The sequence below is a fragment of the Ignavibacteriota bacterium genome, from assembly GCA_016708125.1.
Lineage (GTDB): Bacteria > Bacteroidota > Ignavibacteria > Ignavibacteriales > Melioribacteraceae.
The window spans coordinates 3,142,268-3,155,520 of the sequence record JADJGF010000001.1 but is presented as its reverse complement, the minus strand read 5'-3'; the positions used below and the strand labels follow the sequence as shown (position 1 = coordinate 3,155,520).

The following is a 13,253-nucleotide window of genomic DNA, read 5'->3' as shown; positions in this document are numbered from 1 at the left end:
TATTTGTTGTAACTATTTTATTTATAATAAAATAAAAGTGATTTTGTATTAAAATTTTTTAGAACTTATCTTCATTCCTAATTACTGAATAATATATATCAAACGCAAATTAATATTTTAATTTATTTTTGATTCAACAAAATTTAATATTTCAGATAATTTATTTTGTGCATCATTTTTTAATAATGAACATTTTTCTTTCATACTAATACAAAATGTTTCATCTTTAATTTCTTTTAAATTTACCAGCACATTATAAATTCCGCCAAGCACACCGGAATAAGCCATTTGCGCTCCAACGCCAACATCCGTAATTGAATTAGGGTTTCCAAGCTTTACTACTGTAAATGAAATTTCCAATACTTTTAGTGATAATTCAGAAGTTCTTAAAGGCACATTTACAGCTTTTTTTAATCCATCTAAAATTGCAGCTTTCCTAAATTCTTTTTCCTCATTTGTGATATTTGGCAATCTTTTTGCAATCATATAATCATTAAATGCACGAGTATCTTCATCAACTGCTTTCAACAAATCATCTTTAATTTGCTGAGATTCATTTGCACAATTATTTAATATTTCATCAATGTTTTCAGTTCCTCTTTTAAAAGAAGATAAATTACTTACCATTGAAGATAATGCTGCCCCTAAAGCACCAGCAAATGCTGCAATAGATCCGCCGCCAGGAGCAGGTGATTCTCTTGAAACTTCATCCACAAAATCATTTAATTTCATTTCGATTAATGAATCAGAATAATTTTTCGGTAAACCTAAAACGCGTTCTTCTATTTTAAATTTTGAAACATCATCTAAACCCAATGATTGAACTGCGGTATTTAAAATATCTTTAGTAGGAATTCCGGTTGATCTTCCTTGCTTCTGCAAATAATATTTTCCAGATTCATACAAAGCTTTAAATGGTACCATACCGATAATCTCACTTCCAGTAACAATTAAACCTCTGTCAAATGCTAATTTTCTTGCAGCCTCCAAAACATGATGCATAGAAGTTATATTATAATCCGTTAAGTTTATTGATATTTGCGCTCTATCAAAATCTTTAACCATCCAGCCAATTGCTTTGCAGTTTTGGAACATCCCATTTTTTTTTACAGATTCACCTTCGGGATTATTTGGACTAATTTCATTCAATTTTAATAATTCAATCAAATTATAATTATGAATTTCGTTACAATGAGAAATTGTTTCATTAATAGTATTACCAATAAAATCGCAGTCTCCGCAAGGATAAGAACCGTTTTCATATTTTACTAAATTTTCACTTTTATAATAATATGGAGTTGAAACCGGTCGTCTTGCTGATCTTCCCTTTTCCCTTAACTCGTATGCAATATCAATTGCATGAAGTTTTTCCCTTGTGTTTAGATTTATATTGTAAGCAATTAAAAATTCTCTTACACCAATTACTGTAGCGCCGCTTTTTTTATTAAATTCAATTGGACCAAAATCCGGTTTCCAATTTTCATCTTTTAATTTTTCTTGTAATCCCTCGTACTCACCTTTTCTAATTACAGCTAAATTTTTTCTATCGTACTTCTGAGCAGACTTTTCATATAAATAAACGGGAATATTTAATTCCTCACCAACTCGTTTAGCAACTTCTTTTGAAATATCAATACATTCATCAATGCTTATTCCATTTACCGGAATAAATGGACAAACATCCGTTGCACCCATACGCGGATGGGATCCAAAATGTTTTGACATATCAATTAATTCCGACGCTTTTTTAATTGATTGAAATGCAGCCTCTGCAACTCCTTTTTTATCACCAATAAAAGTTACAACCGTTCTATTCATATCAGCGCCACGGTCAACATCAAGCAGTTTTACATTTTCAACTTTTTCAATTTCATCGGTAATTTGTTTGATGATATTTAAATCTCTACCTTCAGAAAAGTTTGGTACACATTCAATTAATTGTTCGTTCATACTTAACTCAATGATTTTAAAATTCTATTTCAATATCGCCAATTGGCCAACGTGGTCTTAGGTTTAAAGTATCCGGATAAAATTTAAATTCTTCGGAATATTTCAAAGAATCAAAATTTCCAAATGAATATGCATTATTCGAATCTTTATCATCATAAATCCATAACAAATATTTTCCCGGAATTATTCTATCAAATTCAAATTTACCATCTTTAATAATCTCTTTTTGTAACTGAGACTTTTTATTTTCTATATTATTAATTACAACTTTTACATTTTTATTTTTTGATTTAACAATACCGCTAACTCCGGAAAATTCCATATTACTGATAGTATTGATTTTATTGATTAAAACCGTATCTATTTTATTTCCCGCCAAATCTATAATATCCTTAAAATCTATTTTAAGTTTGTAAATAGATTTTGGTTTTAGATCTTTTTCCGGAATTATTTTTATTGACGCATCATCAATTTTTGAAAAATTAAAAGTTATTTCACTGCTATCCGGATTTAAAAATTTTATATCATTACTCAAGTTGGATATATCAAAAGCATCTGAAAAATTTATAATAAAATTTGGCGATTGATAATCAATTGTATTGCTATTAAATGGTGTATTAAGTTTTGAAATTTTTATAATGTTTGTATCAGCTTTTTCACTTGGTGTAAAATTTATACTTTGTGAAAGCATTTCATTTTTGCTTAAGTCAAATATATTTTTTGCAATTAAATAAATATTATTTTCAACATTCAACGAATCTACAACGCCTAGAATGTATTCACTTTTTTTTGAGTTTCCTTTAAAAACTGTTTTCACATCAATAGTTGAATTTTGTGTTGAGTCAATTATTGAAAAATTTATATTACTAAGTTTTGAACTATCAATCGGTTCATTAAATTCAACTACAATATGATTTTTATCAGTCATTGTAATTGCTTGAAAATTTGGCGGAAGTGTATCTTCTTTTGTTAAGAAAAAATTTATATTTTCAACTTTATTAAGTGAATCAGAAATTATAATACTATTTGTAGCATATCCAATTAAATCCTCACCTTTATCATAAACTAAATTTTTAAATTGATCTTTGACAGCAAAAAGTTCGTAAGTTCCGTTTGCTAATCCACTAATTTTATATTCGCCTTTTTTATTAATTTGTGAAACGTAATTAGGTTTATTTTTATAAATATTTAACGTATCGCTTTTATTTACGTAAGCAAAAATCATAGTACCGTCTGCTTTATCAGCAAATATTTTTCCGCTTATATTTCCGCTATCAATTTTACTTCCGGTCGAAAAAGTTAAAATAAATGGTTCAATCATTTTATTGTTATTGTTGATATCTGTAACTTCAGTACCAATAACAATAGAGTAGGTTGTGTTCTCTTTTAATTTTTCATTAAAATTTATTTCCACGGATTTATTTGTCCAAGAAAATTCCGGTACATCTTCCAAAATTGGCGAAATGAAAAATGCATCATTAATTGTTCGTTTGTTAACGTATTCAGAAAAAGTAAATTCAATATAATTATCTTCAAAATTTGTCATTCCATTTTCCGGATATGATGAAATAATTTGCGGAGGAATTATATCTTTTTCTCCACCGGGAGGTGAAAGTTGATTTGCGCAACTCACGAATAAGAAATTGAGAATCAATATTATGAAGAATTTTATTTGTTGTTTTCGCGCCAAATTCTATACCTATTTACTTGATTTTGATGTTCACGAGAAGATTCAGAAAATACATGTCCGCCTTTTCCATCTGCAACAAAATAAAAATAATTATGTTCTTCGGGAAATAACGCTGCCATAATTGCTTCTTTTCCGGGATTATTAATTGGAGCTGGTGGCAATCCATAATACAAATATGTATTAAATTTTGAATCTATTTCCAAATCTTTATAAAGGATTTGATTGATTTTATCACCTCTTTGTCTAAGCACATACTGCACCGTAGGATCAGCTTGCAGCTTCCAATTATTTTTTAATCTATTATAATAAACTCCGGCAATTCTTTTAAACTCCGGAATAATATTTGATTCGCCATCTATAATTGATGCCATTGTTAAAATTTGATTCTGATCCATAATCAACAATTTCATTTGATCAATAACTTCTTTCTTCTCAAATATTTTTTTTATTTCAGAACTCAACTTTTTCAGAATTTCTTCTTCATTTGTTCCATCATAAAAATAATATGTTTCCGGTAATAAATAACCTTCCAAAGAAGTTACATTTAAATTTAAACTTTTGATAAATTTTTCGTCCGTAGATAATTCTAAAAATCTTTGTTTATTAATCCCCAATTCTTTATTTAAAAGTTCTGCTAAATTTTCTTGCCAAATACCTTCTTGAATTGTAACTAATTTTTGATTTTTCGGACGACCTTCAATTAAAAGTTTTAATAACTCAACATAGTTAATTCCATCCGGAATTTCATATCGACCGGCTTTAATATTTTTATCAGCTCTAAATAAATATGAAGCTAACTTTAATTTTACTTTGCTTGAGATTATTTTTTTATTGTAAAGTGAATCAATAATGGAATTGAAAGTTGAACCTTGTTGTATATCTATTAAAATAGATTTTGATGTTCCATTAAAATTTGGGCTATAAAATGAAAAAGAAAAAAATCCTAAAGTAAAAATTAGTAATGCGATAAAAAAATAAATTTTATTTTTAGAAATTTTGAATATTTTTTTAGAAATTTTTCTTTTCATAAACTTTTTAAAAATAATTTATGCCAATTTATTTGTCACAGAATTTTCAAAATAATCTTTTGTTAAATTAGGATATGCATTTGAACTTAACGGAAATTTGTATCCTCCCTTAAAATATTGAAATCCACGCAAAGCAATCATTGCAGCATTATCACCGCAAAATTCAAGATTAGGGATGACAACATTTTTATTAAATTTTTTCCCAATTAAAATTATTTCATTGCGTAATTCTTGATTTGCTGCAACTCCGCCAACCAAAGAAATACTTTTTATTTCAAATTCACTTAAAGCAAAAATAACTCTTTTTGATATTGATATTATGGCAGCTTTTTGAAAAGATGCGGCAATATTTAGTTTATCATTTTCAATCAATTCTCGTGAATTTTCAATATTTTGAATAAATCTTAAAACGGAAGTTTTCAATCCGCTGAAAGAAAAATCAAATTTATTTTTTGTTTTTCCGATTGGAAAATCTATCGAATTTTCATCGCCGGTTTCCGCATATTTTTGAATTATTGGTCCGCCCGGATAACCAAGTTTTAACATTTTGGAAACTTTATCAAATGCTTCGCCAATTGCATCATCAATTGTAGAACCCAATTTTACTATTTCAAATTCACTTTTAACTAAAAGCAATAAAGTGTGTCCGCCGGAAACGACAATGCACAAAAATGGAAACTCAGGTTTTTCTTTCATCAGAAATCCAGAAAAAATATGACCTTCAATATGATTAACCGGAATGAAAGGTTTGTTCAATGAAAGCGCTAAACTTTTACCAAAAGTTAATCCGACTAAAAGCGCTCCAATCAATCCGGGACCAGCAGTTGCAGAAATTAAATCAATATCAGTTAATTTTATATTTGTTGATACAAGCGCCTGTTTTAATAACGGAATTATTTGTTGAAGATGTGCTCTGCTTGAAAGTTCGGGAACTACTCCGCCAAATTTATTATGAAAATGTTGAGATGAAATTAAATTAGTTAACGCTTCGCCATTTTTTAAAATGGAAACGGAAGTTTCATCACACGAACTTTCTATTCCGAGAACAATCATTAATTAAACTTAAATATACTTTTTGCAATGTGTCCGGCAACTTCCGGATTTTCTTGCATTCTTCGAATTGAATAAGCGTACCACTTTTTCCCGTACGGAACATAAATTCTAATTTTGTGACCATCCGAATTTATTTTATCTCTAAGTCTTTCCGTTACGCCGTAAAGCATTTGAAATTCATATTTATCTTTTTGCAATTTCATTTCATCAATAATTCTATATGCGCCATTTACTAAATATTCATCGTGAGTTGCAATTCCAACATAACTTTCATTCTGCAACATTTTTTCAAGAAGTTTCAAATAATTATCTCGAACAGATTGTTTATTTTTATAAGCTATTTCTTCCGGCTCGATATAAATTCCTTTGCACAATCTGTAATTTGTTTTTATTAAATTTAATTCTTTAACATCTTCCATTGTTCTTTTTAAATAAGCTTGAAGTACAATCCCAACATTATCAAATTCACTTTGCAATTTTTTAAATATTTTTATTGTCGTTGATGTATATGGAGAATCTTCCATATCAACTCTGACAAAATTGTTTAATTCTTTTGCTTTAGTTAAAACTTCTTTTAATTGCTGATAAAAAAAATCTTCATCAATACTTAACCCTAACGATGTTGGTTTTATTGAAAGATTAGCTTTTAAATTATTCTGACTAATTGCGTTTAGAACTCTTAAACATTCTTCCTTTTCTTTAATTGCTTCCTCTTTAGTTTTAATTGCTTCACCTAAAACATCCAAAGTTGCAAAAATTCCCTTTTGATTTAACTGCTTTACAACATTAATTGCATCTTGCAAAGTTTCACCGGCAATATATTTTTTTGCAAAAATATGTACAACTGATTTGGGCAATAGCTTAACAAATGATACGATAGTTTGATTTACAAAATCCACATTTACCTCAATTTTAATACATGAAAAATAAATGTTCGCATCGTTCTAAGCAAGGAATGGATTATACTTTTGAAGGATTATAAATTAAATTGTTTGAAATAATTTTAGGAAAAATTCTGATTTTGATTTTAGTTCATCTAAACTTTTATTGTTTTCAATAATAAAGTCTGATTGGGATTTTTTTATTTTCTCCGGAATTTGATTCTCAATTCTTTTTGCAATTTCATCTTTGGAAACTTTATCTCTACTGCTTACTCTTTCAATTCTAATTTCATCATCAGCCGTAACCAATAAAATGTAATCAAAAAGTTCTTCCATTTTGGCTTCAAATATTAATGCGGCTTCAACAAAAATTATATTTTCAGAAATGTGATATTTTTTTATTTCTTCAGAAATTTCTTTTATTGTTGCCGGATGAACAATAGAATTTAACTTTCTTAATTTTTGTTCATTTTGAAAAACAATTTTTGCAATAAATTTTGAGTTTAACTTATTTTCCAGATATGATTCATTTCCGAATTCACTTTTAATTCTTGCAATTACTTCAGAATCATTTTGCATTATATTTTTTGCAATTTGATCAGCTTTAATTACATGAAATCCCTTTGTTTCATAAAACTCAGAAACTGTAGATTTCCCGGAACCAATTCCGCCGGTTATTCCTATTGCTAATTTTTTCATAATAAAAAAATACCGGAATAAATCCGGCATTATAAATTTTATTTATTTTGCGTAAGCTATTTTTCTTACTTCACGAATTACCGTAACTTTTATTTGTCCCGGATATTCCATTTCTTCTTGAATTTTATGAGCAATATCTTCAGCAAGTTTTTCCGATAATTGATCATCGGCTTTATCCGGCTCAACAACAACTCTAACTTCTCTTCCGGCTTGAATTGCATAGGTTTTTGCAACACCTTCAAAAGTGTTTGCAATACTTTCAAGATTTTCCAAACGTTTAACGTAGCCTTCGAGCGGTTCTCTTCTTGCGCCGGGTCTTGCACCGCTAATCGCATCGGCAGCTTGAACTAATGCTGAAATTGCATGAGTCATTTCAACATCTTCGTGATGACTTGCGGCAGCATTAATTACAACCGGATGTTCTTTATATTTTTTTAATAACTCAGCGCCAAGTAATGCATGCGGTCCTTCAATACTTTTATCAACTGTTTTGCCAATATCATGAAGTAAGCCGGCACGTTTTGCAATTTGTTGATCAAAGCCAAGTTCTGCAGCCATAAATCCGGTAATATATGCAACCTCAATACTATGCTGTAATAGATTTTGTCCGTAACTTGATCTGTATTTCATTCTGCCAATAAATTTTACAAGATCTCTATTAACTCCATGAATTCCTAATTGAATGAGAACATTTTCACCTTCTTTTTGAATTTCTTCATCCAATTCTTGTTCAACTTTTTTTACAACTTCTTCAATTCTTGATGGATGAATTCTTCCATCCGCAATTAATCTTTCTAAAGAAATTCTTGCAATTTCTCTTCTAAACTGATCAAACGCCGATAGAATAACCGCTTCGGGAGTATCATCAACAATTACATCCACACCGGTTGCAGCTTCAAAAGCTCTAATATTTCTTCCTTCTCTCCCAATTATTCTGCCTTTCATTTCATCATTTTGAATTTGTAAAACAGAAACTGTTGTTTCAACTGAGTGATCAACCGCAGTTCTTTGAATAGCTTGTACAATAATTTTTTGAGATTCTTTTTTTGCTTCCGATTTTGCTTTATCTTTAATTTCATTTACAAATTGTGAAGCATCGGATTTTGCCTTATCAATAACGTTTTCCATCAGCATTTTTTTTGCTTCGTCTTTCGTTAATCCGGCAGTTTTTTCCAATCGTATATTTTGATCAGCAATTAGTTTATCAACTTCTTCTAATTTTTTTTCAATTATTTCTTGGTGTTTCTTAATTTGTCTATCAATTTCTTTATTCTCTTTTTCTTTTTCTGTTACCAATTCATATTTTTTTTCTAAACTTTGCTCACGCTGCTCAATTTTCTTTTCATAAACTTGCAGTTTCTGAAGTTTAGTATTTTTTTCGCCATCAAATTCTTGTTTCTTTTTTAACCATTCATCTTTAACTTCTAAAAGTTTTTCTCGTTTTATATTTTTTGCTTCTTTTTCAGCATCTGCAATAATATTTGCGGCATTTTCTTTAGCCACACTAATTTTATTTGATGCGATTTTTGAGTGAATAAACCAGCCGATTGCAAATGCTATAACGAAAGTAACAACGATTGCTGCTACAATAAATAATATGTTACTATAATCCATAATGCCTCCAAAAACAGAAATAAAACCGCAACTGCCAACTAAGGATGGAAAAACTCATCCTTATTAGTGTGGGAAACTGCCCAATGCTTTTTACTTCCACTAGTCCGTTACCGGAATCCGACGAATCGGATTGAGGCCTGTAATACACATTGTGAGTCAGAAACCCTTAATGAACTTTGTTAGTTTTTCATGTATTAATTGGCAGTGCGGAAATTTATGATGGAATGGACTCAATATCAGATTTGTCTAAAAGAAGCTTTATTTTTTTAATTTTATCAGTTGCTTGTATACTAAATTCTCTAAACTTATTTTTTTCTACGGATAAATCATAGGCAATATTTAATGCAGCTATTATAGCAATAGTTTCTGTAGGCTGATCTTTTAATTCCGCTTTTGTTTCATCCATAATTTTATTTACATAGTTAGCTAATTCTGTTGCAATTTCTTCATTTTCTACGAGCAATGAAAATTCTTTATCAAATATTTTTACTTTTAGCTTCTTTTTTTCTGACATTTTGTCTATTCTGTACCTAAAACTTCAACACTAATTTGTTAATTAATTCTACGATCTTATATGATAATCAATTCTTGCAATCAGATCATCAATTTGATTTTTCAAATTTTGTCTTTCTTGCAAATCTAAATTTGTTTTTTTAATTCCACCTAAAGATGATTTTTCATCAGCAGTGTTTAATTTTTTTTCCAATTCTTTAATTTTTAAAACAAGAACTTCGTTTTCTTTTGATAAACTTTCAACTTTTTGCTTAAGATTAATTTTTTCACTTGTAACAATTTCTGTGTCTGCAACATACCCCTGAACCATTTGTTCCAATGATTCAATTTCCTTCATGAATAAATCATATTTTGTAGATTCACTCACTTTAACCTCTTAATTCTGCGTTAAATTTAATTTTAACAGCTTCTATTGTTTTCCAAAAATCTGCATCAATTTCTTCTTCGCGTAAAGTTTTGGCTTCATCAAAATATTCTAACTGAAATGCTAAACTTTTTTTGTCCATACCTAAACTTTCGCTTTCAAAGATATCAAATAAATTTACATTTTTCAATAGGTTAGAACTAGATTCTTTTATTGTCTTCAATACTTCAAAATAGGTAATTTTTTTATCTAAAATGAAACTAAAATCTCTGAACACTTTCGGATATTTTAATAACGGAATATTTTTCTTTAATAATCTATCAAAAGTTTTGAATTGAGTTAAATTATATTCTACAACAAAAACATCTTTAGAAATATCAAATTTTTCTAAAATTGCTTGATTTATTTTTCCGCCAATTCCAATAATTTTATTATCAATTTTCTGAGTAAACCCATATTCAAAAATATTATCATCACATTCAAATTCTTTTTCAAATTTTCCGTTAAAATTTAATGATGATAAAATTCTATCGTTAAATCCAACTAAATCATAAAAATCAAATTCTTGATTTTTATGGAACCAGCTTGAACTTATTCTTTCTCCGCATATTGCCAAAATTAAATTTTGATTTTCTTCAATATCTTCAAAACTTTTTATATTATTATTTACTGATGAAAATACTTCGCCAATTTCAAAAAATCTTAAATCGGTTTCTTTAACTTTTATGTTTCTGGAAATATTCATTAATATTCCCGGAAGCAATGTAGTTCTAAGCGTTGACATTTCGGTACTTTGCGGATTTAAAACTTTAATCGGATTTTTACTTCCAATTATTTTTTCATCGCTCAATAACGAATTGCTGATTACTTCATTAAATTCCAACGCAATTAATTTATTTTTTACCGAGTTTTCAAAATCAGTTTCATCAACTTTTTTGTTCAATGATAAAGAAATTTTTTGAACCGGTGGAATTTCATCCAATCCATAAATTCTAATAATTTCTTCAATTAAATCTATTTCGCGTTCAATATCATTTCTGAAAGTTGGAACTTTTACTTCAATTTTTTCTTCATCGGAATTTACAATTTGGAATTTTAGTCCAACCAAAATTGATTTTATTTTTTCTTCGGAAATTTTGAAACCTAATATTTTTTCAATTCTTGAAAATCTTACATTAAGAATTTTCTCTTCAATTTTATTCGGATAAACATCAATTATTTCTGTGATAATTTCACCACCGGCAATTTGCTGAATTAATTCTGCAGTTCGCAATCCGGCAAATAAAGTTCCGTTTGGATCAATTCCTCTTTCAAATCTGTAAGATGCATCTGAAGATAAACCTAAATGTTTTGCTGTTTTTCTTACTGATGAAGGATTAAAATATGCACTTTCAATTAATAAATTTTTTGTTTCTGAAGTTACTTCGGAATTTTCTCCGCCCATTACTCCGGCAATTGCAATTGGTTTTTCCGCATCGCAAATCATTAAATCCGAAGAAAACATATTTCTTTCTTTTGAATCTAAAGTTGTGAATTTACCTTCACCAACAAAATTTTTAACAATAATTTTACTTCCGGAAATTTTATCTAAATCAAAAGCGTGCAAAGGTTGACCAACTTCATGAAGAACAAAATTTGTAATATCAACAATATTATTTATTGGTCGCAAACCAATTTTGGTAAGTTTATCTTTCAGCCATTTTGGTGATTCGTCAACTTTAATATTTTTTACAACAATTCCGGAATAGCGCGGACAAGCTTGCAGATTTTCTATTTTGATTTCAGCAAATTTATTTTTTTCAACAATTTTAAATTCAGTTTGAAGTTTTGGAAGATTTAGTTCGCGATTAAATATTGCTGATAAATCTCTTGCTAAACCAATATGACTTAATTCATCGGAGCGATTTGGAGTGATTGCAACTTCAAGAATTACATCATCCATATTTAACGCTTTTGCAAGCGGTTCACCAATTTTAAGATTTTCATCTAAAACCATAATTCCGGAATGATCTTCGGAAAGTCCGAGTTCATCTTCTGCGCAAATCATTCCAGAAGATTTTTCACCACGAATTTTTGCTTCTTTAATTTCAAATTTTCCATTTGGAATAATTGCACCAACTTTTGCAAACGCAACTGTTTGTCCCGCTTGAACATTTGGCGCGCCGCAAACAACATCATAAATTTTAGTTCCATCGTTAACTTTGCAAACAGAAAGTTTATCTGCGTTGGGATGTTTTTTTACATTTTCAACTTTTGCAACATTTATATTATTAAATTCACTAGATTTATCAATTACTTCTTCAACTTCAGATCCGGAAGTTGTTAATTTATCAACAATTTCTTGAACAGAAATTCCCTCTAAGTTTACGTATTCTTTCAACCAATTAAGTGAAACTATCAAAACTTTTTCCTCACTTTATTTAAATTGATTTAAAAATCTTTTATCGCTATCGTAGAAAAGTCTAATATCGTCAATTCCGTATTTAAGCATAGCCATTCTTTCAATTCCCATTCCAAATGCGTAACCAATATATTTTTCAGAATCTATATTTAAATTTTTCAAAACATTCGGATCAACCATTCCGCAGCCAAGAATTTCAAGCCATTTTCCTTCTTTACCTTTCGGCTGCCACCAAATATCAACTTCTGCACTTGGTTCAGTAAACGGAAAAAAACTTGCTCTAAATCTATATTTTACATCTTCGCCAAAAAGTTGTTTTGCAAAATAAACTAACGTTCCTTTTAATTCTGCAAAAGTAATATCAGTATCAATCACCAATCCTTCAACTTGATGAAACAAGCAGTAACTTTTTGCACTGATTGCTTCATTTCTATAAACTCTGCCCGGCATTATTGCACGAAACGGGGGTTTGCTATTTTTCATTAATCTAACTTGAACCGGCGATGTGTGTGTGCGTAATAAAAATGATTCAGTAATAAAATATGTATCTTGCATATCTCTCGCCGGATGATCATCCGGGAAATTTAGCAATTCAAAATTATTTTCATCAGATTCAATTTCCGGTCCGGTATAAACTGAAAAACCCAATCCTTTAAATATTGATTTTATTTCATTTAAAGTTTGAGTTAAAACGTGAAGTGTTCCAATTTCTTTTTCTCTTCCGGGAAGTGTTAAATCAATTTGATTTTTATGCGATTGATTATTTGCATCAATTTTATTTTTTAATTCATCAAAAATATTTTGAGCAATATTTTTCTCTTCATTTAAAACTTTACCATATTTAGGTTTTTCATCTTTTGATAAAGTTTTGAATTCTTCAAAAAGCTGCGCATAAATTCCGTTGCGGGAAAAATATTTTATTCTAAGATTTTCAAGAGATGAAGAATCAGAGATAGTAATAGAATCTTGTAAAAATTCATTTTTTATTTGTTCAATTTTTTCTTTCATACCGATTCTTAAATTTAAAAAAATACCCCTAAAATTAATCCACCGTTAAAAG

11 protein-coding genes are annotated in these 13,253 nt (G+C 28.9%); all 11 read right to left on the bottom strand.

Translation table 11 applies throughout. The features are described from left to right. Window positions 1-117 precede the first annotated feature (117 nt). The gene (ftcD, locus tag IPH62_13650) at window positions 118-1,950 is read right to left on the bottom strand and encodes a glutamate formimidoyltransferase (GenBank protein MBK7106319.1); all 1,833 of its coding nucleotides are present in this window, start codon (window positions 1,948-1,950) and stop codon (window positions 118-120) included. Between the two features lie 16 nt (window positions 1,951-1,966). Further along, window positions 1,967-3,583, bottom strand: coding sequence for an Ig-like domain-containing protein (locus IPH62_13645; GenBank protein ID MBK7106318.1), 1,617 nt, complete (start codon window positions 3,581-3,583; stop codon window positions 1,967-1,969). A 35-nt stretch (window positions 3,584-3,618) separates the two neighbouring features. Then, window positions 3,619-4,668 carry an endolytic transglycosylase MltG gene (gene mltG / locus IPH62_13640; GenBank protein ID MBK7106317.1) on the bottom strand — a complete coding sequence of 350 codons (1,050 nt, stop codon included), beginning with the start codon at window positions 4,666-4,668 and terminating at the stop codon, window positions 3,619-3,621. An 18-nt stretch (window positions 4,669-4,686) separates the two neighbouring features. Continuing rightward, on the bottom strand, window positions 4,687-5,721 hold the full coding sequence (gene tsaD / locus IPH62_13635) for a tRNA (adenosine(37)-N6)-threonylcarbamoyltransferase complex transferase subunit TsaD (GenBank protein MBK7106316.1): 1,035 nt from the start codon (window positions 5,719-5,721) through the stop codon (window positions 4,687-4,689). Continuing rightward, a complete protein-coding gene (locus IPH62_13630) occupies window positions 5,721-6,620 on the bottom strand; it encodes a proline dehydrogenase family protein (GenBank protein MBK7106315.1) in 900 nt (299 codons plus the stop codon). The genes tsaD and IPH62_13630 overlap by 1 nt, the downstream gene beginning before the upstream one ends. Window positions 6,621-6,704: 84 nt before the next feature. Beyond that, window positions 6,705-7,301, bottom strand: a complete 597-nt coding sequence (locus tag IPH62_13625) for a dephospho-CoA kinase (protein MBK7106314.1) — start codon at window positions 7,299-7,301, stop codon at window positions 6,705-6,707. Window positions 7,302-7,343: 42 nt separating this feature from the next. Continuing rightward, on the bottom strand, window positions 7,344-8,915 hold the full coding sequence (rny, locus tag IPH62_13620) for a ribonuclease Y (GenBank protein MBK7106313.1): 1,572 nt from the start codon (window positions 8,913-8,915) through the stop codon (window positions 7,344-7,346). 214 nt (window positions 8,916-9,129) lie between these two features. Continuing rightward, the gene (zapA, locus tag IPH62_13615) at window positions 9,130-9,429 is read right to left on the bottom strand and encodes a cell division protein ZapA (protein ID MBK7106312.1); all 300 of its coding nucleotides are present in this window, start codon (window positions 9,427-9,429) and stop codon (window positions 9,130-9,132) included. Between the two features lie 48 nt (window positions 9,430-9,477). Continuing rightward, on the bottom strand, window positions 9,478-9,795 hold the full coding sequence (locus IPH62_13610) for a hypothetical protein (protein MBK7106311.1): 318 nt from the start codon (window positions 9,793-9,795) through the stop codon (window positions 9,478-9,480). A gap of 1 nt (window position 9,796) precedes the next feature. After that, on the bottom strand, window positions 9,797-12,193 hold the full coding sequence (locus IPH62_13605) for a phenylalanine--tRNA ligase subunit beta (GenBank protein ID MBK7106310.1): 2,397 nt from the start codon (window positions 12,191-12,193) through the stop codon (window positions 9,797-9,799). 15 nt (window positions 12,194-12,208) lie between these two features. Then, complete coding sequence (gene pheS, locus IPH62_13600) at window positions 12,209-13,201, bottom strand: phenylalanine--tRNA ligase subunit alpha (GenBank protein MBK7106309.1); 993 nt, start codon at window positions 13,199-13,201, stop codon at window positions 12,209-12,211. Window positions 13,202-13,253 lie beyond the last annotated feature (52 nt).

Excerpts from the sequence above, each read along its gene's own strand:
- ftcD (MBK7106319.1), bottom strand. The coding sequence starts at position 1,950 with ATGAACGAACAATTAATTGAATGTGTACCAAACTTTTCTGAAGGTAGA.
- mltG (MBK7106317.1), bottom strand. The coding sequence starts at position 4,668 with ATGAAAAGAAAAATTTCTAAAAAAATATTCAAAATTTCTAAAAATAAA.
- tsaD (MBK7106316.1), bottom strand. The coding sequence starts at position 5,721 with ATGATTGTTCTCGGAATAGAAAGTTCGTGTGATGAAACTTCCGTTTCC.
- IPH62_13625 (MBK7106314.1), bottom strand. The coding sequence starts at position 7,301 with ATGAAAAAATTAGCAATAGGAATAACCGGCGGAATTGGTTCCGGGAAA.
- rny (MBK7106313.1), bottom strand. The coding sequence starts at position 8,915 with ATGGATTATAGTAACATATTATTTATTGTAGCAGCAATCGTTGTTACT.
- zapA (MBK7106312.1), bottom strand. The coding sequence starts at position 9,429 with ATGTCAGAAAAAAAGAAGCTAAAAGTAAAAATATTTGATAAAGAATTT.
- pheS (MBK7106309.1), bottom strand. The coding sequence starts at position 13,201 with ATGAAAGAAAAAATTGAACAAATAAAAAATGAATTTTTACAAGATTCT.